Origin of the sequence: Thermoactinospora rubra (genome assembly GCF_002093975.1) — a bacterium.
Taxonomy (GTDB): Bacteria; Actinomycetota; Actinomycetes; order Streptosporangiales; family Streptosporangiaceae; genus Nonomuraea; species Nonomuraea rubra_A.
Genome location: NZ_MSZZ01000060.1, coordinates 1 through 23,535, shown reverse-complemented (window position 1 = coordinate 23,535; position 23,535 = coordinate 1). Strand labels below are relative to the sequence as shown.

The following is a 23,535-nucleotide window of genomic DNA, read 5'->3' as shown; positions in this document are numbered from 1 at the left end:
GGTGACCGGCACTTCAAGGCGGCCGGCCCCGGTGATCGACTCCTCAGGGCGGCCGTCCTCGGCGGCCGACACTTCATGGCGGCCGGCCTCGGTGACCGGCGCTTCAGGGTGGTTGACCTCGGTGACCGGCTCATTGGGGTGATGAGCTCAGGTGGCCGACACTCGGGGGTGGCTGGCTTCGGTGGCTGACGCTTTGGGCGGTGCGTCCGCCACCGGGCCGCCAGGCGCTCCCTCGGCGGCCCGCACAACCGGTTGGCGATCAGGGTAGCGCCCACGCCCACGATCGGGTGAAGCCCACGCTCACCGGACGTGACTCACCCATGATCGGCCCGGCCGTGCTCGGAGCGCTGCGACCTCGAACTCGGCGATCCTGTGCCGTTGGACGCCGGCCATGCCCGGCGCCACGGCGCCTGCCGCCACCCGGCGACCCCGCCCGGCGACCACCGCCCGGCGACCACCACCCGGCGACCGGTCCGCAACGGCCTGCGACGGTCCGCGCGGCGAGGTGGTCAGCCCAGGACGCGGGCGGCGATCTCGTCCCAGCGCGGCCCATGCCCCGGGAAGGCCAGCAAGCGCCGCATGAGCTCCACGTCACCGTGATACGCGCGGAACGACTCCGCGACGGTCACGCTGTCCCCCGGACGCGAGACGATCTCGATCTCATCCCCGGCCCCCAGCTCGCCGGGCTCGACGACGCTCAGGTACGCCCCCGGCCGCTCGGCCACGGTGAAGCGCTTGACCCAGCCCGGCTCGTCCATCCAGTTGCGGAACACGACGCACGGCACACGTGGCCCGCTCACCTCCAGCACGGTCGTGCCGATGCGCCACCGCTCGCCGAGCATGGCGCCGTTGACGTCGATGCCCTGGGTGGTGAGATTCTCCCCGAACTGCCCGGAACGCAGCTCGCGCCCCAGCTCAGCCTCCCACCAGTCGTAGTCCTCCCTGGCGTAGGCGTAGACCGCGTGGTCGGGGCTGCCGTGGTTGGCCTTGTCGGCACGCTCGTCCCCGGCCAGCCCGTTGGGGTGCACGGTGACACGCCCGGTCGTGGGCTGCTTGTCGATGGCGGTCCGCTTGAGCTTGCCCGCCCATTCGGCGTCGACAGAGGTGCCCACGTTGACAGACAGGAGCAACATGCTGGAGACGTTAGCTCACACGGCTGTTGAGCTGCGACTCCATATCCGGCCCCGCCAGCTGTAACAACGTGTCGAGAGCCTGCCGCCTGGCCTCCTCCCGGGACGCGCCCGCCTGGCCGAAGCACTCCGCCGCCACATCCAGCACGGCACGCAGCAGCTCGGAGTCGGGGAAGGGCACGGAGATCAGGATGGTCCCGTCGTCGGCCACCTCGGACGGCGTCATGTGCTCGCGCAGGATCCGCCGCGCCTCCCCGGCCATGGCGATCCCGAGGACGGCCGCGCGCTCGAACCTCTCGGAGGCGACGCTCATGCCACACCACTCCCATCTCGCACACAAGTTCGAGATTCACGGTAGGCGACGCCACCGACAAAATCCGGCCCCGGCTCCGTGTCTGTTCACGGACAGCCCGCGCCCGGGCGTCCGGGCGTCCGGACGCCCGGGCGCGACCCGGCCTACTTCTTGGCCTTGTCCGTGCTCGACTCCGTCGACAGGGCGGCCACGAACGCCTCCTGCGGCACCTCGACCCGGCCGACCATCTTCATCCGCTTCTTGCCTTCCTTCTGCTTCTCCAGCAGCTTGCGCTTGCGGGTGATGTCACCGCCGTAGCACTTGGCCAGCACGTCCTTGCGGATGGCGCGGATGTTCTCGCGCGCGATGACGCGCGAGCCGATGGCCGCCTGGATCGGCACCTCGAACTGCTGCCGCGGGATGAGGTCCTTGAGCTTCTTGGCCATCTCGACGCCGTAGGAGTACGCCTTGTCCTTGTGCACGATGGCGCTGAAGGCGTCGACCGGCTCGCCCTGCAGCAGGATGTCGACCTTGACCAGGTCGGCCTCCTGCTCGCCCGCGGGCTCGTAGTCGAGCGAGGCGTAGCCGCGCGTGCGCGACTTGAGCTGGTCGAAGAAGTCGAAGATGATCTCGCCGAGCGGCAGGGTGTAGCGGATCTCGACGCGGTCCTCCGACAGGTAGTCCATGCCCTGCAGCTGGCCGCGGCGGCCCTGGCAGATCTCCATGATCGCGCCGATGAACTCGGCCGGGGCCAGGATCGTGGACTTGGTGACCGGCTCGAAGACCTGGGCGATCTTCCCGCCCGTGGGGAACTCCGACGGGTTGGTGACCGTGAACTCCTTGCCGTCCTCCATGATCACCCGGTAGACGACGTTGGGCGCCGTGGAGATCAGCGACAGCCCGAACTCGCGCTCCAGCCGTTCCCGGACGATCTCCATGTGCAGCAGGCCGAGGAAGCCGACGCGGAAGCCGAAGCCGAGCGCCGCCGAGGTCTCCGGCTCGTAGATCAGGGCCGCGTCGTTGAGCTGCAGCTTGTCGAGCGCCTCGCGCAGCTCGGGGTACTCGTCGCCGTCGATCGGATACAGGCCGGAGAACACCATCGGCTTGGGGTGCTCGTAGCCGGCCAGCATCTCGGAGGCCGGGCGCGCCGCGGAGGTGACGGTGTCGCCGACCCTCGACTGACGGACGTCCTTCACGCCGGTGATGAGGTAGCCGACCTCGCCCACGCCCAGCCCGAGGTCGGAGGGCCGCGGCTCGGGCGAGATGACGCCGATCTCCAGCGTCTCGTGGGTGGCCTGCGTCGACATCATGAGGATGCGCTCACGCTTGCCCAGGTGCCCGTCCATCACGCGGACATAGGTGACGACGCCGCGGTAGGTGTCGTAGACCGAGTCGAAGATCAGCGCCCGGGCGGCCGCGTCGGCGTCGCCCACCGGCGCCGGGACCGTCTCCACCACGTGGTCGAGCAGCTCGCGCACGCCCTCGCCGGTCTTGCCCGACACCCGCAGCACCTCGGAGGGGTCGACGCCGATCAGCCCGGCCAGCTCCTCGGCGAACTTCTCCGGCTGCGCGGCGGGCAGGTCGATCTTGTTGAGCACCGGGATGATGTGCAGGTCGGCGTTCATGGCCAGGTAGAGGTTGGCCAGCGTCTGCGCCTCGATGCCCTGGGCGGCGTCGACCAGGAGGATCGCGCCCTCGCACGCCTGCAGCGACCGGGAGACCTCGTAGGTGAAGTCGACGTGGCCGGGCGTGTCGATCATGTTGAGGACATGACCCTTCCACGGCAGGCGCACGGCCTGCGACTTGATGGTGATGCCGCGCTCCCGCTCGATGTCCATCCTGTCGAGGTACTGCGCGCGCATGGAACGCTCGTCGACCACGCCGGTGATCTGGAGCATGCGGTCGGCAAGGGTGGACTTGCCATGGTCGATGTGCGCGATGATGCAGAAGTTGCGAATCAACGCGGGGTCAGTCTGGCCAGGCTGGATGCGCACCGAAGTCCGTTTCGACAGAGTTGAGCTCAAGCGTCTTCCATGGTGGCATGTCCGGGTGACGACCCGGACCGCCCTCCGCCGCGGCCTGCGCCTGGTCGCGCTCGCCGCCGCGCTCGTGGTGCTGTCGGCCGGCCTGCTGGCCGCCGCGCACCGGCTCAAGTTTACCGGCGAGCCGGCGGGCTGGGCGAAGAGCACCGGGCACGACGCCCTGTGGCTGGGCCACATGTGGGTCGACGGCCGCCGCACCGAGCAGGACGTCGAGGAGCTGGCCGTACGGCTCCGCCGTACCGGGATCGAGGATTTATACGTCCATTCCGGGCCCTTCGAGCGGGACGGGAGCCTCAGGCCCGATAAATACCCCAGCGCCCGAAATTTCGTGAGCTGGGTGCGCAAGCACCTCCCCGGCGTCCGCGTCTCGGCCTGGCTGGGCCAGGCGGTGGACGGCACCCTCGACCTCGACGACGCGCGGGCGCGCGAGCGCGTCCTGGCCGGGGTCCGGCAGATCCTCGCGCAGGGCTTCGACGGCGTGCACTACAACTTCGAGCCGATCGGCGACGGCGACGCGGAGTTCCTGGAGCTGCTCGACCGCACCCGGCCGCTCACGAAGCTGCTGTCGGTCTCGACCCCGCAGATCGAGCCGTACCCCCTCATGCGCCCGGCGGCCAGGGCGGTGCTCGGCCACGACAAGTACTGGTCGCAGGACTACTTCAAGGCCGTCGCCGCCCGGTCCGACCAGGTCGCGATCATGACCTACGACGCCTTCCTGCCCCTCGCCGACCTCTACGGCGGCCACGTCGTCCGGCAGGCGGAGCTGGCGATGCCGCTCGTGCCGCGCGACAGGCTCCTGCTGATCGGCGCGCCCGCCTACCACGACCACGGCGTGCCGGGGCTGGACGCCGCCGAGAGCGTGGCGACCGCCGCGCGGGCCGCGCGCCTGGCCCTGACGGAGTACGGCTCGCGCGAGCTGTTCGGGCTGGCGCTGTATGTCGACTTCGCGGCGACCGAGCAGGACTGGCGCGAGTACCGCGACGCATGGCTCCAGCCCGGCTGACCACCCTTTAGAATGCTGCGGCACAGCTCGTTGATTTGAGTGGCGACCTGGCTTGTTGGTAACCTGAACAACTGCGTGTGGCGCGCCCTCTCTCCGAGCCCCGCGCGTCCCATCCACCCAATGACCTTCACCGAGGCTTCTTCGTGGCGAACATCAAGTCCCAGATCAAGCGCAACAAGCAGAACGAAAAGCGTCGTCTGCGCAACAAGGCCGTCAAGTCTTCGCTGAAGACGGCGGTCCGCAAGTTCCGCGAGGCCGCCGAGCGCGGTGACGTCGAGGCGGCCGTGGCGCTGCAGCGGGCCGCCGCCCGCCAGCTGGACAAGGCCGTCAGCAAGGGCGTCATCCACAAGAACCAGGCCGCCAACCGCAAGTCGGCGATCGCCAAGCGCGCCGCCGCCCTGGCCGCCGCCAAGTAGGCTCTCGCGCCGCCGAGCGCCGCACCCTGGGACGGGGTGCGGCGTTTTCGCATGCCCGTGTCCTTGCCGTGATCTCCGTGAAAAGATCTGTCACTTTCGCCCCCCAAAAGGGCGGAAAGTGTCACGCTTGCGTCACCGTTGCCCTTCCGATCTTGCCCGTCCCGTCCGGGAGCACCGAGCATGGTCGGCATGCGGGGGCTGGTGATGGCAAGGGCGCGGAGCGAGCCGTTGCTGCTCGCCGCCGCACTGCTGTCCATTCTGCTGGCGACCACGACGCTGGTGGCGCTGGCGATGTACGCCTCCTCGGTCGTCGACGCCGGAGCCCGCCGCGCGCTGGCGACGATGCCGGTCGCCACCCGTTCGACGACCATCACCGGGTCGGCCGGCCGTGACGACGTCGCCCAGGTGGACCGCCTCATCCAGGACACCGCCCGCCGGGCCTATCCCGGTGTCCCGCTGACGATCACCATGAGCGCCCAGTCGGGCTCCTACGTCGTCCCCGGCCAGGAGGGCCGCGACCATCCCGATCTGCTGGTGTTCGGCACCCACGACCGGCTCGCCGAGCACGCCCGGCTCGTCGCCGGTTCCTGGCCCGCGCCGGGGGCCACGCCCGAGGCCGCCGTCTCCCAGCCGGTCGCGACCGCGCTCGGCCTGCAGCCCGGCAAGGAGATCACCACCGAGAGCCGCATCACCCACGAGCCGGTCAAGGTCCGCATCACGGGCGTCTTCCAGCTGGAGGACCCCTTCTCCGACCTGTGGCAGCGCCACCAGCTGCTCGTACGCGGCGTGGAGCGCGGCGGCTACACGACGTTCGGCCCGCTGATGGTGCCGCGCGAGACGTTCGTCCGGCACTTCGCCGACCAGGTCAGCGCCACGTGGATGCTGGTGCCCGACCTGGGCGTCGTTTCCCTCGACCGGGCGGGCGCGGTCGCGGCCGGCGCCGCCGGGCTCAAGCAGCACCTGGACCAGGCGGGATGCTACGGCTGCGGCGTGTCCAGCCGGCTGCCCGAGGCGCTGACGCAGCTCGCGACCGCCGCGCTGGTGGCCCGCTCCACCATGCTCATCCCCGTCTTACAGCTGTTGCTCCTGTCCGCCTACGCCCTCGTGCTCACCGCGCGGCTGCTGGCCGACCACCGCCGCATGGAGGTCGCGCTCCTGCGCGCCCGGGGCGCGGGCAACGGCCGCCTGGCCCTCCTGGCCGGGACCGAGGCCCTGCTGGTGGCGCTGCCGGCCGCGGCGGCCGCGCCGTTCCTCGCCCCGCCGCTGCTGCGGCTGGTCAACCTGCTGCCGTGGATCGGCTCCACCGGCCTGCGGCTGGCCCCGGCCCCCGGACCCGGCACGTTCCTGCTGTCGGGCGGCGTCGCGCTCGCCTGCGCGGTGCTGCTGGCGCTGCCCGCGCTCGCCGGCGCGCGCCGTACCTATGTCGAGGTCCAGACGGCACGCGCCGGCAAGGGGCTCATCGAGCGGGCGGGCGCGGACGTGCTCCTGCTCGGCGTGGCGGCGCTGGCGCTGTGGCAGCTGGCCCGCTACGGCGGGCCGGTCACCGCGAGCGCCGGCGGCGAGCTGGGCATCGATCCGCTCATCGTCAGCGGACCGGCCCTGGCCCTGCTCACGGGCGGCCTGCTGGGGCTGCGTCTGGTCCCCCGGGTCGCGCGGCTCATCGCCGGGATGGCGGCCAGGCGTTCCGGCCTGGCTCCCGCGCTGGGCGCCTGGCAGGTGAGCAGGCGCCCGCTCCGCTACGCCGGCCCGGCGCTGCTGCTCACCATGGCCGTGGCGATCGGCGTGATCAGCATGGCCACCGCCGCCACGTGGCGCACCTCCCAGCTGGACCAGGCGCGTCACGAGGCCGGGACCGACCTGCGCATCGCCGACCCGCCCGACAGCCCCGAGCTGGGCGCGCTGGGCCGCGGCGCCACCTTCCGCGCCCTGCCCGGGGTCACCTCCTTCGGCCCGGTCCACCGCGGCGGCATGGACGTGGGCGGCAAGGTCAGCACGGCGCTCGCGATGGACGCCGGCCAGCTCGGCAGCCTCATGACGCTGCGGCCCGACCTGTCGCGGGACGGCGTCTCGACGCTGGCCCAACGCCTGCGGGCGGGCCGTCCCGCCCTGCCTGCGCTCCCGGCCTCCGGCGGGCGGCTGGACTTCGGCGTCCGCGTGACGGCCGAACCGGCGTTCCAGGGGCTGGAGGCCAGGGCGGTGCTGGTCGACGGCATGGGCGTCTGGCGCGACGTGCCGCTGGGGACGCTCAAGCGCGGCGACAACCCCGTCAGCGTCGACGCCTCGAAGCTCACCGGCAAGAGCGGGCGGCTGGCGGAGCCGATCGCGCTGCGCGGGCTCACCTTCGACGTCCCCATGACGCCCTGGCAGGGGCCCGCCACGGTGGAGGTGCACGGGCTGCCCGGCGCCAGGTGGACGCGCCTGTTCCAGGGCCGGCCGCCCCTGCCGGCGGCCGATCTGACCGTACGGCCCGGCGGCTTCTCCCTCGCCCTCGGCGCGGCCACCCGGATGGACCGCCCCCAGCCGCTCGTCGTGCTGGTGGGCGAGCAGGCCGCCGCGCCCCTGCCCGCGGTGGTCAACCGGGACCTGGCCCAGGCGCTGAACCTGCGGCCCGCCGAGACCAGGAACCTCGTGCTCGACGGCTGGCCGGTCCAGGTCACCGTGGCCGGGATCGTGGAGGCGCTGCCCACCACCCGTCCCGGGCAGCCCGCCCTGCTGCTGGACCTGCCGTCCCTGCAGGCCAGGCAGCAGCTCACCGGGCGCGAGCCCAGGCCGGTCACCGAGTGGTGGGCGCGCGTGGCCGGCGGCGACGCCGGCGCCGCCCTGGAGCAGCTGCGGCGGCACCCCGCGTGGGAGGCCACGGCCGTGGAGCTGGGGCAGGTCACGGCCCGCCTGCGCGACGACCCGCTCGCCGGCGGCCTGCAGGGGGCGCTGGTGCTGGGCTTCCTGGCGGCCCTGCTGTTCGCGGTGCTCGGCTTCGTGGTCAACGCCGCGGTCGCCGCCCGCGAACGCATGACGGACTTCGGCATCCTGCGGGCGCTCGGGGTGAGCTTCCGCCAGCTGTCGGGGCTGCTGGCGGTGGAGCAGGCGTTCGTCATCGGGCTGTCGCTGGCCGTGGGCACCGCCCTGGCCGCCGGCATCGCCGTCCAGGTCGTGCCGCGCATCGTCCTGACCGGCCAGGCCACCACCGTGACGCCCGGCGTGCTGCTGGACATCCCGTGGGGCGCGACGCTCGGGATGCTGGCCGCGGTCACCGTCCTGCTGGCCGCCGTGCTGGCCGCGCTGGCGCGCACGCTGCGCCGCCAGGGGCTCGGCCGGCTGCTGCGCATCGGGGACGAGCGATGAGCCCGGACCTGGAGGAGGGACGATGACCACGCTGCGCCTGGCCCGCGAGCACCGCGGCGCGCTCGCCGTCCTGGCCCTGCTGGTGCTGGGCGCGAGCCTGCTGCCGGCCGCCCTGCCCAAGGCCGCCGAGGGCGCCTTCGACTCGGCGCTGGCCCGCCGCGTCACCGACGCCACGGCCCGGCAGTCCGACCTGAGCGTCCGGCTGGACGTGGTCGCCGGTCAGGGCATGCCGCAGGGCGCGCAGGGCTTCGCCGAGACGGGCGCCCGGCTGCGGTCCGTCATCCCCCCGTCCGTCGCCCGGTTCACCACCACGGCGGGCACCAGCCACATCCGCGTCGAGCGCGCCACGCTCCCCGTCCACAAGGGCACGCCGGTCTCCGACACCTTCGTCGGCCTCGTCTGGCTGTCGGACCTGGACCGCCGCGTCCGCTGGGTGGAGGGCGCCCCGCCGGGCCCGCCCGGCGGGGACGGCCGCTTCCAGGCAGGCCTGGTCCGGTCGGCCGCCGCCGAGCTGAAGATCGGCGTGGGCTCGGTCCTCCAGCTGGGCGGGACCGACCGGTTCGCCGTCGAGATCACCGGCCTGTTCGAGCCGGTCGACCCCGCCGACCGCTACTGGCAGCACAACGCGCTGACCCGCGAGCTGAACCACCTGCAAAAGCCCGGGCTGGACTACCTCGAGCACCACGTCAACGCCGTCCTCCCCGCCCAGGCGCTGGAGCGGCTGCGCACCATGCCCGACCCCCTCACCTGCGTGTGGGTGTTCGGCGTCGATCCGGCCAAGGCGCGCTCCGCCGCGGCTCCCGCGCTGCTGCAGGGACTGGAGGAGGTCAAGGGCCGCATGGGCGGGCTCAGCCAGTCACCCTGGACCACGTTCGTGCTGGACAGCGCGCTGTCCACCCTCGTGGAGGGCTTCCTTCAGGAGCGGTCGGCCGCCTCCTCCGTCGCCTACCTGGTGATCGGCGGCCTGCTCGTCGTCGCCGTCGGGGCCATCGCGCTGGCCGTCCAGCTGCTCGCAGGCCGCACCGAGCGGGCCCTCGCGCTGATCCGGGCGCGCGGCGGCTCGCTGCGGCAGGTCGCCGGCACCGGCGCCGGCGTCGTCGCGCTCGCGGCGCTGCCCGCCGCTGCCGCCGGGCACCTCGCGGCGCTCGCCGTCCCCGGCCCCGCCGTACCGCTGTCCCAGGCCGGACCTGCCGCGATCGCCCTGGTCACGGTCCTGGGCGCGGCCGCCGCGCTGGCCGTCAGGCACCGCAGGCCCCTGCTCGAACGCCGCGCCGACCTGGTGACCGGCAGGTCCTCCCCGCTGCGCCTCGCGGTCGAGGCCACGATCGTCGTGCTGGGCGCGGGTTCGGTGGCCCTGCTCCGCTCGCGCGGGCTGGCCGGCGACCCGCTCCTGCTGCTCGCGCCGCTCGGGCTGACGCTGGCGGGCGGGGTCCTCGTCGTGCGCTGCTATCCCTATCCGCTGCTGCTCCTGGTACGGCTGGCCGCGCGGCGGCGCTCCGCCGTACCCTTCCTGGGCCTGACCATGGCCGCCCGCGGCACGGCCCTGTCGGCGCTGCCGGTCCTGGTGCTGCTGCCCGCGCTCGCCGTGTCGGTGTTCGGCGGCGGGGTGGCCGCGAACCTGGCGCAGGCCCAGGACCGGGCGGCCTGGGAGCGGGTGGGCGCCGATGCCCGGCTGTGGACCGCCACGCAGTTCCCGCCCGAGGCGATCGAGCGGCTGCGGCGCGTGCCCGGCGTGGAGCGCGTGGTCGCCGTCCAGTCCGGGACCGCGCGGTTCCCCCACAGCCAGACCTACACGATGCTCGCGCTGGACCTGGCCGCCTACCGCGAGCTGATCGAGGACTCGCCGCTGCGGATGCCGCCCCCGCCGCCGGACACGGGCGGGCAGCCCATCCCGGCGCTGGTGCCGCCGCTGCTGATGGAGACCGGCGAGGTGGAGGTGTTCTGGCACCGGCACATGAAGCTCGCGCCGCGAGGCAGGCTGGAGACGTTCCCGGGGCTGCCCGGCGGCTCGGTGGTCGTGCCAGAGGACGCCGTCGAACGGCTGGGCGGCGCGCGGCAGGTGAACGTCGTCTACGTCGGCGGGCACGACCTGGACCGCCGCCGGCTGGCCGAGGCGCTGGGGCAGGACGCGAGGGTGGACGTGCGGGAGGAGGTCCTGGCCGGGATGCGCTCCACGCCGCTGACGCGGCTGGTCCAGAGCATGTTCTGGACGGCCGTGGCCGCCTTCGCGCTCTACGCGCTGGCCGCGGTGGTGCTCACCGTGGCCGTCACCGGCTCGGAGCGGGGCGGCGCCCTGTCGATGCTGCGCGCCATCGGCCTGTCGGCGCGGCAGGCGCGACGGCTGACCTGGCTGGAGCTCGCGCCCGTCCTCGCCCTGGCGGCGGGCGCGGGACTCCTGGCCGGGCTGGCCCTGCCGTACCTGATCGGCTCGGCCCTGGACCTGTCGGCATACGCCGCCTGACCTGGAAGGGAGACCGGATGGACCCCACGCTCGCCGAGCTGGAGGCGCAGGCGTCGCGGGAACGGGTCGCCTTCGGCCACGACGCGCACATCGTGTGCGACAACCTGGTGCGCATCTACAAGACCGAAGGCGTCGAGGTCGTCGCCCTGCAGGGCCTGGACCTCCTCGTGGACAAGGGCGAGCTGGTGGCCGTCGTCGGCGCGTCGGGGTCGGGCAAGTCGACCCTGCTCAACATCCTGTCCGGGCTGGACGTGCCCACCGCGGGCCTGGCCAGGGTCGCGGGCATGGACCTGCTGGCCATGACCGCCCGCGACCGGCTCCGCTACCGGCGCGAGATCGTCGGCTTCATCTGGCAGCAGACCTCGCGCAACCTGCTGCCCTACCTGACCGCCCGCGAGAACGCCGAGCTTCCCGTACGGCTGGCGGGCCGGCGGCGTTCCGCACGCGCGCTGGAGCTGCTGGACCTGCTGGGCGTGGGGCACTGCGCGGACAACAAGCCCGGCCAGCTGTCGGGCGGCGAGCAGCAGCGCGTCGCCATCGCCGTCGCGCTGGCCAACTCGCCCCAGATCGTCCTGGCCGACGAGCCCACCGGCGAGCTGGACAGCGAGAGCGCCGCGACGGTGTTCGAGGCGCTGCGCAGGGCCAACCGGGAGCTCGGGGTGACCGTGGTCGTCGTCACGCACGACCCCCTCGTCTCCGAGCAGGTGGACCGCACGGTCGGCATCCGCGACGGGCGCACCTCCAGCGAGACGCTGCGGCGCGACGGCGGGCGGGCGGAGGAGTACGCGGTGCTCGACCGCGTCGGCCGGCTCCAGCTGCCGCGCGACTTCATCAACGCCCTGAACATGGAACGCCGCGTCCGGCTGGAGCTCGAACCCGACCACATCGGCGTGTGGCCCGCCGCCCAGGGACCGGAGGAAACCGATGAGTGAGCCGCTCGTCGTCGTCGAGAACGTGCGCAAGGTCTACCGGAGCGGGCCCCGGGAGGTCGTCGCGCTGCGCGGGGTGTCGTTCCAGGCCCATCCCGGGGAGCTGGTGGCCATCCGCGGCCGCTCGGGATCGGGGAAGACCACGCTGCTGAACCAGATCGGCGGCCTGGACCGGCCCGACACCGGACGGGTCGTCGTCGCGGGGCACGAGGTCACGGCCATGGGCGAGGACGAGCTGCTGGCCCTGCGGCGCGACGTCATCGGCTTCGTGTTCCAGACCTTCGGCCTCATCCCGGTCCTGTCGGCGGCCGAGAACGTCGGGGTGCCGATGCGGCTGGTGCGGATGCCGGTGGAGGAACGCGAGAAGCGGATCCGCATGCTGCTGGCCCTGGTGGGGCTGGAGCAGCACGCCAACCAGCGGCCGTACGAGCTGTCGGGCGGGCAGCGGCAGCGGGTGGCGATCGCGCGGGCGCTGGCGAACCGGCCGCGGCTGCTGATCGCGGACGAGCCGACGGCGCAGCTGGACTCGCAGACGGGGCGGCAGATCATGCAGCTGCTGCGGGCTCTGGTGCGCAGCGAGGGGGTGACGGCTCTGGTGGCGACGCACGACCCGGGACTGATCACCTTGGCGGACAGGGTGCTGGAGATCGCGGACGGGATGGTGCGCGAGACCGCCCCGGCAGCGCCCTGAGCCCGGCGCCGGACCCTGCTGTCCCTCGACATCCCGTGCGGCACTGACATGTGACGGGACCCTGCCACCCGCCCGCCCATACGGCACTGGCACCCGTCGGATCCTGCCATCCGTCAGCGTCCTGGACGGCACTGGCGGCGTGTCGGGACCCGCTGTCGTCAGCGTCCGGTGCGGCTGGCGACGATGACCTGGATCGCATGCTCCAGCGCGTAGCCCGCGTCGGCGCCCCCGCCCTTCACCTGCTCGTCGGCGTGCGCCACCGCCTGGATCGCCCTCGACAGCCCTTCCGGCCCCCAGCCGTTGAGCTGCCTGCGCACCCGGTCGACCTTCCACGGCGGCATCCCGAGCTGGGCCGCCAGCTGGCCCCCGCGCAGGTTGCGCGGCGCGCCCTGCACCTTGGCCAGCGAGCGGAGCCCGCCCGCCAGCGCGCTCACCAGCAGGACCGGCGCCACCCCGCTGCCCAGGGCCCATCTGACCTGCTCCAGCGCCTCCCCCAGCCGCCCTTCGACGGCCGAGTCGGCGACCGTGAACCCGGTCACCTCAGCCCGGCCGCGGTAGTAGCGCTCGACCGCCGCCAGCCCGATCGCCTTCTCCTGGGTGTCGAACATGAGCTGGCTGCACGCGGCGGCCAGGCTCCGCAGATCGCTTCCCACCGCGTCGAGCAAGGCCTGGGCGGCGTCGGCGGAGATGCTGCGCCCCGCCCGCTTGAACTCCCCCCGGATGAACTCCAGCCGCTCCCCCGGCTTCGTGACCTTCGCGATCGTGACGACGTGGGCGCCGGCCTTCTTCGCCCCGTCGACCAGCGCCTTGCCCTTGACCCCGCCCGGATGCGCCAGCACGAGCACCGTCTCCTCCGACGGATGCGCCGCGTAGGCCACCACCTCGCCGATCACTTCCTTCGCGAGGTCCTGCGCCGACCGGATCACCACCACGGACCGATCGCCGAACAGCGACGGCGACGCCAGCCTCGTCAGCTCCCCGACCTCCACCTTGCCGCCCACCAGGTCATGCACCTCGGCATCGGGATCGGCCGCCTTCACGGCCGCCACGGCGGCATGCACGGCCCGCTCGACGAGCAACTCCTCCTCGCCGACGACCAGGGTGACGGGTGCCGGTTGGGTCTGCGCCATGCCGAGCAGCATGCCACGCGCCACTGACATCCGGGTACTCGATGCTCCAGCGTGCTCGCCGTCCCACATGCTCACGGCGTCCGGGCACCTGTCGCGCTCACCACCGCCGCGCGCCAGTCCTGCTCACCGCCTTCACACGTCGGTCATACTCACCGCCTCCACGCCTCCGCCCTGCTCACCGTATCCGGCGTCCGTCCTGGTCACGGCGTCTCGACTTCTGCCAGTTCCGCTCGACCCGTGACCCCGGCTGTTCCGGGACGGCCATGACCCATCACACGGCCACCTCCTCACACGGCCGCGCCCTGACGCTTTGCGGCTACGCCAATCCCCACGTTCATCCCAGCTCGCCGAAAGGCGACTGCTCTGCCACGCCTCCTCCAGACCTCAGACGTCGAGATTCACCCGGCCCCACGCTTGCTGCTCTGTCTTGGGGCATCCAGCCGCGGGCCAGAGCCGACGCCGCGAGAACGAGCCAGAGCCGACTCCACACGAACAACGTCAACCCGTTGCCAGACACTTGGCTGTCAGGCCAAGCATCCGCATCGGCTTCCATCAGCGCTCTTCACGGACACCGCGCGACACCACCGCCAGCGACCCGTCGCGTTCCACGATCGCGAGATCACCGGACCGGTCCGTCCTGTGCGCCCGTACGCCCAGGCGATGAAGTGCCGTCAACGTGTCCACGGCGGGATGGCCATACCCGTTGTCCGCCCCGACGCTGATCAGGGCCGCACGCGCGCCCACGGCGGCCAAGAACTCCGGGTCCTGGCGCCCGGACCCGTGATGCGGCACCTTCAGCACGTCCGCCTTCGGCATGCCCTGCCGTACCAGATCCGTCTGCGCCTCCGTCTCGATGTCGCCTCCCAGCAACGCGGAACCGGCGGCCCAGCGGACATGAAGCACGATGCTGGCGTTGTTGAGGACGCTCCCCTCGCCCGGCCCCGCGGCGACCGAGGACGGCGAGGGTGCGACAACCGTGAGCTCGGACGGGCCGAAGCGCCACCGCGCGCCCGGTGTGGCGACCCACTCCGGAAGCTGACGGCCATCATGCGGTGCCGTACCAGGTCGCTCGTGACCCGAGGCGCTCGCCTGGCCGGAAGGAGCCGCCTGGCCCTCGCCCGGTCCGTCCGGCGGCACCGGCCCGTCCTGTGCGCCATGGCTTCGGTACTCCCACCCGCCCTTCGCCCGATGAGTCTGGTGCGCGGCGCTGACCACAACAGCCCCCACGCTCCGGCCACGCAGCACTCCCCGCAGTCCTCCGATGTGGTCCGCGTGCGGATGGGTGAGCACCACAAGGGGCACCTCGCGGACGCCGAGATCCCGCAGGCAACGGTCCATGGCCACCGGATCGGGGCCGGTGTCGACGACGACCCCGCGTCCCGACCCCGCGGCGATCACCAGGCCGTCGCCCTGACCCACGTCGCACGCCACCAGGAGCCATCGCGGCGGCGGCCAGGGCGCCGCGATCGGCGGCACGACCACCGCCGCCGCGAGCGCCGCCCCGGAGGCCACCAGGACGACGCGACGCCACGTCGGGCGGCGCAGGACAAGTGCCGCCACCACGACCGCCACGGCGAGCAACGCGACGCCGAGCATCCCGCCGGGCCACGGCAGGTGTGTCAGGGGCGCCTGAGCCGCCCACCGGGCGACGGAGACGATCCAGCCGACGGCGTACCCGGCGGGCATGACGAGCCACTGCGCGGCATCCGGCCACACCGGGGCGACGAGCGCGGCGGCGAAGCCGAGGATGGTGGCGGGAGCGACGGCCGGGCACGCGAGGAGGTTCGCGGGGACGGCGATCAGCGAGAGATCACCGGACATGAGCACGAGGACAGGCGTCACCGCAGCCTGGGCTGCTGCCGGCACGGCCACCGCCTCAGCCGCCCACCGAGGCACCCGTACGCGGCCCAGCACCCCGGCATGCCACGGCCGCCGTGTTCCTCCATCCGGCGCCCACGAAGGTGTCCGTGAAGGCGTCCGTGAAGGCGTCCGTGAAGGCGTCCGTGAAGGTGCCCATGACAGCGTCCATGACGGCACCCATGGTCGCTGCCCCGCCAGGGCCTCACCGGCCGGCCTGAAGATCCCAGACGGCCCCAACGACCCACCCCTGAGCCGCCTCGCCCCGCCCCCACCCGATGCCGCTCTCCCGGCCAGAGACCATCCCAACGCCCCGCCCCTGAGCCACCCCGCCCAACCGCCGCCCGATGCCGCCATCGCGCCCTCATCCGCCTCCACACGCCCCGCCGTGCCTGCCCTTGAGGGCCTTGGCGGTCCGGGCCGCATTGGCCGGATGAGGCCAAGCGGGCCGCGCAGGACTGTCACACGCGAAGGCGGTGTACCCGGGCCCGGTCTCCCCGCGAGCGATGGCTGCGCCGAGACGTGATGCGACGGTGGGGTTGTCGTGGGTGTCGGGACCTTCTGAAGGGGTGCGGGGGCGCCCATCTGCCGGAATCGCGGCGTCGGGCGGCGCACGGTCGCCAGGCCGCCCTGGGCCGACGCCACGCGGCTGCCCGCCCGCTTCTCACGCGCCAAGCCCGGAAGATAAGAAAGCACCCCGATCACGCGGTCCAGCGGCGATCGTGGCGGGCCGGAAGGCTCGTCGGCCATACGGTCGCGCATGCGCGGAGCAAGGAGCAGAATGCCCGCCGTAGCGCATACCGACAGGGCGAAGCCGTAGGAGCGAGCCAGTCCCGGATCGAACCACATCAAGATCAAGATGGCGGCCGACAGGGCGGCGATGCCATCCCTGGCGCGGCCCGTGCCGAGCGCGACAACCGCGACCAGGCCCATCACCAAGGCGCGCAGGACGCTGGGCGACGGGCGCGCGACCACGGCGAAGGCGACCATCGCCGCGCCCGCGAGGACCGCCCGCGCGGGCAGCGACAGGCCCGCCAGCCTGGCGAGGGCGAGCACGACGCCGGCGACGATGGCCAAATTCGCGCCGCTTACCGCTGTCAGGTGCGCGAGTCCGGCGTCCTTGAAGTCGGCCGTGACGGCCGGGTCCATGCGGGAGACGTCACCGACCACGAGGCCGGGCAGGAGACCTCGCTGGTCGGGTGGCAGGACGTCGGCCGCATCCCGGAGACCGGCGCGGAGGTGCCCGGCCAATGTCTGGATCGGCGACGGCCCGGAGATCACACGAGGCGGGCCGCGGACGATCAGCACGGCGCCGACGAGCTCGCCGGAGTCCGCCTCGGCCAGGCGTCCGGTCACCTCGACCTGCTGGCTGGGCAGGAGGGTGCGCCAGTCGTGCCCGGAGGCGAAGACGACCACCGGCGTGTGGACGGCATGCCGTACCGCGGCCGGCTGAACGGGCGTCCTCGAATGGACGGCTGTCACCACCGCCTCGACCACGACGCTTTCACGCCTGACCGGCCCGCTGCGGGCTCGCCGTACCTTCGGGTCGTCCGTGATCTCCAGCCTTGCCGTCACAAAGGCGCCACGTGCGGCGAGATCGGGCACGATGCCGGTGGTGACGCTGTGGACGTGGAGAGCCACCACGGCGGAGGTCGCGGCGGTGCAGCCCAGGACGGCGATCACGGTGTTGCGCCACGGGCCGAGGCGACGGCGTAGGGCGAAGGCCGCCGTGACGCACGACGCCGCCGCAGCCCCGCCGAGCGCTGGATGGCAGCCGAGGAGCACCAGAGCGCACATCCAGGAGGCGAGGGCCGGAAGGGTCAAGATCCACGAATGGCCCGGCCGCCGCCCCGACGCTTCCGCCACCGAATGCGCCACGGAATGCGTTCCTGCCGCTCCGTGCGCCACTGCCGCTCGATGCGCCTGTGCCGCTGGATGTCTCCCATCTGCTGGATGTCCCCTTGCCGCTGGATGGACCTCTGTCACCGCGTCAGGTGCGGGCGCGTCTGCCGATGCACCCCTCTCTCGCGGGGTTCTGGCCCGCCCGTCAGCGTGCCCGCGCGTGCCTTCGGCCGAAGTCGCCGCAGGTGGGCGCATGCGGGCGCGGGCGTTGCGCGATCCGGAGGGTGGCTGCGCGGCGGAACCGTTGGAGTTCGCGGAAGGGCTCATGGACGGGCGGCCCCTCCCCGGTGATCGGGCACGGCCCAGCACCACGCCGCCTGACGTGGCGCGTTGCGGACGCGGCCATCAGCTCGGCCCTGCGCTCCCTGTGCTCGCTGCCCGGCGCGGCAGGCTGGACCGCATCCGCGGCCGGTACGGCAGGCGTCCCAGCTCGCGCGTCGGCAGGGCGCGCAAGCACACGCATCCGGGAAAGGCCGGCGGCGGCGCATCAGACCTGCACCTTGTCCTTCAAGTCCGCGAACCTGCTCGGACCGATGCCGACGACGTCCCCGAGCTGCTCCACGCTCTGGAAGCCGCCGTGCGCGTCCCGATACTCCACGATCCGCTGCGCGAGCACCTCTCCCACGCCGGGTAGCTGCTCCAGCTGGTCGGGGGTCGCCGTGTTGAGGTTCAAGACCGTGCTCGCCGGATCGGCCGCGGCTGAGGCGCCGACGGCGCCCGGAGCGTCGACGACGATCTGCTCGCCGTCGACCACCCGGCGCGCCAGGTTGACCGAACTCGTGTCCGCGCCGGGTCGGGCGCCGCCCGCGGCACGGACGGCGTCGGCGACCCGGGACCCCGCGGCGAGCGTGTAGACGCCGGGACGGCGGACCTTTCCGGTGACGTGGACGAACACCTCCGCGGCGGACGTGGGCGAGGAGGAGGCGCGGGGAGACGCGGAGGCGAGCACAGGCGCCGGCGGGGGCAGCGGCTCGGGCTCGGGTTGCGAGCGCCAGACCAGGAATCCGGCGACCACCGCGGCCGCCAGGCCGAGCGTGAGCAGGACGCGAAGGCTTCGCCCGCCCGGGTCGACCACCGGGGCCTGGGCGGCGAGTGACGCTCGGAACGCCTGGAAGGACGCGGGGATCCGGGGTGGCAGCAGCTTGCCGCCTCCCTCGTCTGGTGAGGTGATCGTGCGGAGCCGGGATTCGGCGACCGCTCGGTCCTGGTCGTTCACGCGCACGGGCCGAGGTTAGGAGGCGGGGCCTCTCACTTCGGGTGCCGAGCGGCGTTCTGGGGACAGCCGGGGCCGGGAGCGGCGGGCCTGTGGACAAGCGGGCGAGCCCGCGACGGGCTCAGGCGGCCTCCGGGGCGGGCGACACCGTCACGCCCAGCATGCCGGGCCCGACGTGGACGCCGACGACGGGGCCGAGCTCGGCCATCCGGATCCGGGTGGCCTCCGGGAGCCGTTGGCGCAGCCGTTCGGCCAGAGCCTGGGCGCGGGCGGGCGAGGCGATGTGCTGGACCGCCACCTCCAGGGCAGTGCCGAGGGAGGCCGCCTCCTTCACCGCGAGCTCTTCCAGGCGGGCGATGGCGCGAGCGGGGGTGCGCAGCTTCTCGAGCAGGGAGATCTGGCCGTCGGCGATGTGGAGCAGCGGCTTGATCATGAGAGCGGAGCCGACCAGGGAGGCCGCCGTGCCGATCCGCCCGCTCTTGCGCAGGTACTCCAGCGTGTCGACGTAGAACAGCGTGCGGGTGGCGGCGGCACACCGGCGAGCGGCCGTGGCCACCTCGGGCAACGACCCGCCCAGCGCCGCGACCCGAGCGGCGGCGAGCGCGGGGAACCCCAGGCCCATGGCGATGGAGCCGCTGTCGACCACCTCGACGGGGATGTCGACGTCGTGGGCGGCCAGCGAGGCGGCCTCCGCCGTACCGGACAGCCTGGCGGAGAGGTGGACGGAGACCACGCCGGAGTGACCGGATGCAGATAAATCGCGATAAATCCTGGCGAAGCGCTCAGGCGAAGGCCGGGACGTCGTCGCCGCAGCCGTCCACGCCGGGCAATCCGGCTCGTCGTACGCGAACCCTCCCACCACCACCTGCAGCGGCACGATCGCGACACCGGCCTCAGGGGTCAGGTACGACGTGGAGTCCGTGACAACTGCGACGGATGGCGGCATACCCCGAAGTTAACCTACAAGTGGCGACATGCCGTCCTTCGCGGGACGCGCCCGGCTGCGACGGCGAGGGAGAGCACCGCGCGTCCGGTACGGCAGGCACGACAGCGGACGAACGACCGCCCCTACACCACAGCCGGCAGCACGCGCGGACACCCGCCGGACGCCGAGCGAACACGAGCCACGAAACCAAGGCGCCAGGCCTTACTGGACCGGCGTCCCCCCACGCCACACCCGCCGCGGCTTCAACCCGAACGACCAGGCGAACGCCCCCTCGTGGTCGGCGTCCCACTGCACGATGTCCGCCAGCCGCCCCGGCGCCAGCATCCCCCGGTCCGGCGCCCCGAGCACGGTCGCCCCGCCCAGCGTCGCCGCCCGCAGGGCGTCGCCCACGCTCATCCCGAACATCGCCACCGCCAGGCTGATGACCAGCGGCATCGAGGTGATCCCGCAGTGCCCGGGGTTGTGGTCGCTGCCCAGTGCCACGGTGACGCCCGCCTTCAGCATGCGCTTGACCGGCGGCACGCTCCCCCGCTGCATCGCCGTCGCCGGGCAGATCACCGCCGGCACGCCGTACCGCGACATGATCGCGATGTCCTCGTCGGAGGTGAAGTGGAGCAGGTCGGCCGAGGCGCACCCGAGCTCGGCGGCCAACTGGACGGCGCCGCGGCGGCTGAAGACGCCCGCGTGGATGCGCGGCAGCAGGCCGACGTTGCGCCCGGAGGCCAGCACCCAGCGCGACTCCTCGGTGGTGAAGTGGCCCTCGTCGCAGTAGACGTCGACGCTGTCGGCCCCGGCGGCGGCCGCGTCGGCGCACCAGGCGGCCACGGCCTCGACGTAGTCGCGCTGGCGGCCGAAGTACTCCGGCGGCAGCACGTGCGCGGCCAGGAAGGTGACGTGCACGCGCGGCATCATCGGCTCCTTCTCCAGCTCGCGCAGCAGCCGGACGTCGGCCAGCTCGCCGTCGCGGGTGAGGTGGTAACCGGTCTTGGCCTCGACCGTGGTGGTGCCGCTGAGCAGCCAGGAACGCAGGCGCTCGCGCACGCCGTTGCAGAGGGTCCAGGGGTCGGTGCCCCGGGTGACGGTCACGGTGGAGGCGACGCCGCCGCCCGCGGCCGCGATGGCCGCCGGGCTGGAGCCGCTGGAGCGCATCGCCATCTCGGCGTAGCGGTTGCCCGCGTAGACCGGGTGCGTGTGCGCGTCGATGAGGCCGGGCGTGACCAGAGCGCCGCCCAGGTTCTCGACGTGGTCGACGTCGACGATGTCGTCGACGACTCCGGGCACGCTCTGCGGCAGGTCTGCTGCCCGCCCGACCCAGGCGATGCGGTCGTTGTGCACCAGGATGGCCGCGTTGCTGAGGACGTCATGGCCTGTCCACAGCCGGCCGATGTTGGTCAGTAGTCGTACGGTCACCGCATCACCACCCCGCCAGTGCGCAGAGTCCGGGCCGCGAGCACGGCGCAGCGCGCCACGGTGTGCACCGCGCCCACTGGGTCCGCTCCGGGTCCGGACGACATGGGGTCTCCTGCTCTCGTCCGCGCAAGATTGTGCGGCAACCGACCGCCGGGACTCATGATCCGGCGATTTCAGTTCAGTTACGTTATTTCACGGGTCGGCTCGCTGTACAGGGTTATTCGGAAGAAAGCCCAATCATCCCAGGGACCCCCGCAGGTGACATGACTCGCAGCAGCCGACATCCGAAACCCGCGCCAAAGTAAAGGAATAGCTGGGCAGATTTTAGCACGCCGTCAAGGTGCTGTCCATTTTCGCCCAGCCAGCCAATGTACGTGGCAGAATCACACTCTTTCGAGCAGAATCATACCATTTCGACGGGTTTGCCCACTTTCTCCAGCTCGTGGAGCAGGCTGGAGAGCACCCGCGCGTGCAGCACGGTCCCCTCCGGCGTGTGGTCGACCGAGAGGACCTCGCCCTCCCTGTGCGCCCGCGACACCAGGTCGCCCCGCTCGTACGGCACGAGCATCACGACCTCGTGGTCGAGCCTGGGCAGCTGGTCCTCGATCATCCGCATCAGCCGGTCGATCCCGGCGCCCGTGCGGGCCGAGACGACGACGCTGTTGCGCTCGCGGCGCGACAGCCGGTCCAGGACCTCCTGCGAGGCGGCGTCGGCCTTGTTGATCACGATGATCTCGGGCACGTCGAGGGCGCCCTCGATGTCCCTGAAGACCTCGCGCACCGCGGCGATCTGGCCTTCGGGGTCGGGGTGGGAGCCGTCGACGACGTGAAGGATAAGGTCGGCGTCGGCCACCTCCTCCAGCGTCGAGCGGAACGCCTCCACCAGCTGGTGCGGCAGGTGGCGCACGAAACCGACCGTGTCGGCCACGGTGAACACCCGCCCCTCGGGCGTGCGCGAGCGGCGCACGGTCGGGTCGAGGGTGGCGAACAGCGCGTCCTCCACCAGCACGCCCGCCCCCGTGATGCGGTTGAGCAGCGAGGACTTGCCCGCGTTGGTGTAGCCGGCGATCGCCACGGCCGGGACCTCCCGGCGCCGGCGCGCCACGCGCATGGTCTCGCGCGAGGTGGACATGCCGGCGATCTGGCGGCGCAGCTTGGCCATCCGCTCGCGGATGCGGCGGCGGTCCAGCTCGATCTTGGTCTCACCGGGGCCGCGCCCGCCGATGCCGACGCCGCCCGCGGCCCGGCCGCCGACCTGACGCGACAGGTTGCCGCCCCAGCCTCGCAGGCGCGGCAGCAGGTACTGCAGCTGCGCCAGCTCGACCTGGGCCTTGCCCTCGCGGCTCTTGGCGTGCTGGGCGAAGATGTCGAGGATGAGGGCCGTGCGGTCGATGACCTTGACCTTCACCACCTCTTCCAGCTCGCGCAGCTGGGCGGGGGTCAGCTCGCCGTCGCAGATCACGGTGTCGGCGCCGCTGGCCGCGACGATGTCGCGCAGCTCCTGAGCCTTGCCGGAGCCGATGTAGGTCGCCGGGTCAGGCTTGCTCCGCCGCTGGATCAGCCCGTCGAGCACCTGGGACCCCGCGGTCTCGGCCAGGAGCTTCAGCTCCAGCAGCGAGTTCTCCGCCTCGCTCGCCGTACCGGATGTCCAGACCCCGACCAGCACCACCCGCTCGAGGCGCAGCTGCCGGTATTCGACCTCGGTGACGTCCTGGAGTTCGGTGGACAGACCCGCGACGCGACGCAGCGCGTAGCGCTCTTCGAGGTCCATCTCGCCGATCTGGATATCTTCGTCGTGCATTCGTGTCATCTCTAGTAGGGAACGCCTGGACACCTCGGTGTCTTCCCCGATGGTGACACGTCGCGCCCCGGGAAGGCACCCGGATTATCGGGCAAGAAACGTGCCCGGTGATCGCCTGGGGTCCCCGTGGACCCATCCGGCCTGCGCCGCGGCGACGTGGGGCACGTTTCTCACCCGCGGGCGAGCACCCGGGCGTCGCCGGCGCCGGTCTCGACCTTGATCTTGCGCGGCGAGCCGGGGTCGTCCTGGACGGCGATCTCGTCGTCGCCCACCCCGGTGGTCACCTGCACGTCGTAGGACTCCTTCGGCAGCGTCACGGTGGCGTCGCCGGCGCCGGTCTCCACGCTCACGTTGTCCGGCACGGCCGAGTAGGCCAGCTTCACGCTGCCCGCGCCCGAGTTGGCGGTCAGCCTCTTGCCGGTCAGCCCCTCGGCGGTGATGTCGCCCGCGCCGCTCCTGACCCCGACCTCCCCCGACAGGGCCCTGAGCGTCATGTCGCCGGCGCCGGTCTCCAGGTCCATCGCGAGCCCCTTGGGCACCTCGATCCGGTAGTCGACGCCGCAGGAGTTGAGCACCTTGTTGCAGTCGTAGGACAGCTCCAGCACCCCGCCGTCCACGCGGTGCTCGGGCTTGGGCTTGTCGTCGCGCCAGTGCAGCGTCTCGGTCACGCGGATGCCCGAGCGGTCCGACTCGGTGATCACCACGTCGCCGGCGTCGCTCCTGAGCTGGATCTTGGTCACCTCGTCGCGGACGTCGTAGGAGTTCTCCTCCTGGTGGGTGGGACCGCCGATGCTGTCGACGACGCCGCAGCCGGTCAGAAGGGCGCCGGAGACCAGCGCCCCGGCAATCACGAGCTTCTTCATGGCTCAGATCCTTCCCTGCGGGTAGGGACCGCACATCGGGGTTTCCCCGGGCGTGACCCCAGGGCCAATGTCAGGAACTTTAGGGGTCTGGCGTTGGCCGTTGGGCG

At 72.6% G+C, this 23,535-nt stretch carries 16 protein-coding genes; 6 read left to right on the top strand and 10 right to left on the bottom strand.

Translation table 11 applies throughout. The annotated features are described in order from the left end of the window. Positions 1–509: 509 nt before the first annotated feature. The 3 genes from BSB02_RS33660 to lepA form a co-directional block, all read right to left on the bottom strand. The gene (locus tag BSB02_RS33660; protein ID WP_084965033.1) at positions 510–1,133 is read right to left on the bottom strand and encodes an MOSC domain-containing protein; all 624 of its coding nucleotides are present in this window, start codon (positions 1,131–1,133) and stop codon (positions 510–512) included. Between the two features lie 10 nt (positions 1,134–1,143). Then, entirely contained in the window at positions 1,144–1,443 is a 300-nt protein-coding gene (locus BSB02_RS33655; RefSeq protein WP_084965032.1) for a hypothetical protein, read from the bottom strand. Between the two features lie 143 nt (positions 1,444–1,586). Then, a complete protein-coding gene (gene lepA / locus BSB02_RS33650) occupies positions 1,587–3,416 on the bottom strand; it encodes a translation elongation factor 4 (protein ID WP_143591503.1) in 1,830 nt (609 codons plus the stop codon). A gap of 55 nt (positions 3,417–3,471) precedes the next feature. On the opposite strand from lepA, the gene BSB02_RS33645 reads away from it, so the two are divergent. The 6 genes from BSB02_RS33645 to BSB02_RS33620 all read left to right on the top strand — a co-directional run bounded on the left by BSB02_RS33645 (position 3,472) and on the right by BSB02_RS33620 (position 12,306). Continuing rightward, positions 3,472–4,467 (top strand): glycoside hydrolase family 18 protein, encoded by a 996-nt coding sequence (locus BSB02_RS33645; protein WP_084965031.1) that lies wholly within the window; start codon positions 3,472–3,474, stop codon positions 4,465–4,467. A 143-nt stretch (positions 4,468–4,610) separates the two neighbouring features. Then, the gene (gene rpsT / locus BSB02_RS33640) at positions 4,611–4,883 is read left to right on the top strand and encodes a 30S ribosomal protein S20 (protein WP_084965030.1); all 273 of its coding nucleotides are present in this window, start codon (positions 4,611–4,613) and stop codon (positions 4,881–4,883) included. Positions 4,884–5,063: 180 nt separating this feature from the next. After that, positions 5,064–8,225, top strand: a complete 3,162-nt coding sequence (locus BSB02_RS33635) for an ABC transporter permease (protein ID WP_084965029.1) — start codon at positions 5,064–5,066, stop codon at positions 8,223–8,225. 22 nt (positions 8,226–8,247) lie between these two features. Next, a complete protein-coding gene (locus BSB02_RS33630; protein WP_084965028.1) occupies positions 8,248–10,686 on the top strand; it encodes an FtsX-like permease family protein in 2,439 nt (812 codons plus the stop codon). Between the two features lie 17 nt (positions 10,687–10,703). Then, a complete protein-coding gene (locus BSB02_RS33625) occupies positions 10,704–11,618 on the top strand; it encodes an ABC transporter ATP-binding protein (protein WP_084965027.1) in 915 nt (304 codons plus the stop codon). Then, positions 11,611–12,306 (top strand): ABC transporter ATP-binding protein, encoded by a 696-nt coding sequence (locus BSB02_RS33620; protein ID WP_084965026.1) that lies wholly within the window; start codon positions 11,611–11,613, stop codon positions 12,304–12,306. Before BSB02_RS33625 ends, BSB02_RS33620 begins: the two co-directional genes overlap by 8 nt. A gap of 158 nt (positions 12,307–12,464) precedes the next feature. Here BSB02_RS33620 and holA read toward each other — a convergent pair whose 3' ends face one another. The 7 genes from holA to BSB02_RS33585 form a co-directional block, all read right to left on the bottom strand. Further along, positions 12,465–13,466, bottom strand: coding sequence for a DNA polymerase III subunit delta (gene holA, locus BSB02_RS33615; protein ID WP_240506895.1), 1,002 nt, complete (start codon positions 13,464–13,466; stop codon positions 12,465–12,467). 522 nt (positions 13,467–13,988) lie between these two features. Beyond that, positions 13,989–16,898 carry a ComEC/Rec2 family competence protein gene (locus BSB02_RS33610; RefSeq protein WP_240506893.1) on the bottom strand — a complete coding sequence of 970 codons (2,910 nt, stop codon included), beginning with the start codon at positions 16,896–16,898 and terminating at the stop codon, positions 13,989–13,991. A gap of 784 nt (positions 16,899–17,682) precedes the next feature. Next, complete coding sequence (locus BSB02_RS33605; RefSeq protein ID WP_206185029.1) at positions 17,683–18,417, bottom strand: ComEA family DNA-binding protein; 735 nt, start codon at positions 18,415–18,417, stop codon at positions 17,683–17,685. A 112-nt stretch (positions 18,418–18,529) separates the two neighbouring features. Then, positions 18,530–19,354, bottom strand: coding sequence for a DegV family protein (locus tag BSB02_RS33600; protein WP_084965024.1), 825 nt, complete (start codon positions 19,352–19,354; stop codon positions 18,530–18,532). A 201-nt stretch (positions 19,355–19,555) separates the two neighbouring features. Then, positions 19,556–20,764, bottom strand: coding sequence for an imidazolonepropionase (gene hutI / locus BSB02_RS33595; RefSeq protein WP_084965023.1), 1,209 nt, complete (start codon positions 20,762–20,764; stop codon positions 19,556–19,558). 403 nt (positions 20,765–21,167) lie between these two features. Further along, positions 21,168–22,565, bottom strand: coding sequence for a GTPase HflX (hflX, locus tag BSB02_RS33590; protein WP_240506891.1), 1,398 nt, complete (start codon positions 22,563–22,565; stop codon positions 21,168–21,170). Between the two features lie 170 nt (positions 22,566–22,735). After that, positions 22,736–23,428 (bottom strand): DUF4097 family beta strand repeat-containing protein, encoded by a 693-nt coding sequence (locus BSB02_RS33585; RefSeq protein WP_084965021.1) that lies wholly within the window; start codon positions 23,426–23,428, stop codon positions 22,736–22,738. Positions 23,429–23,535: the final 107 nt, after the last annotated feature.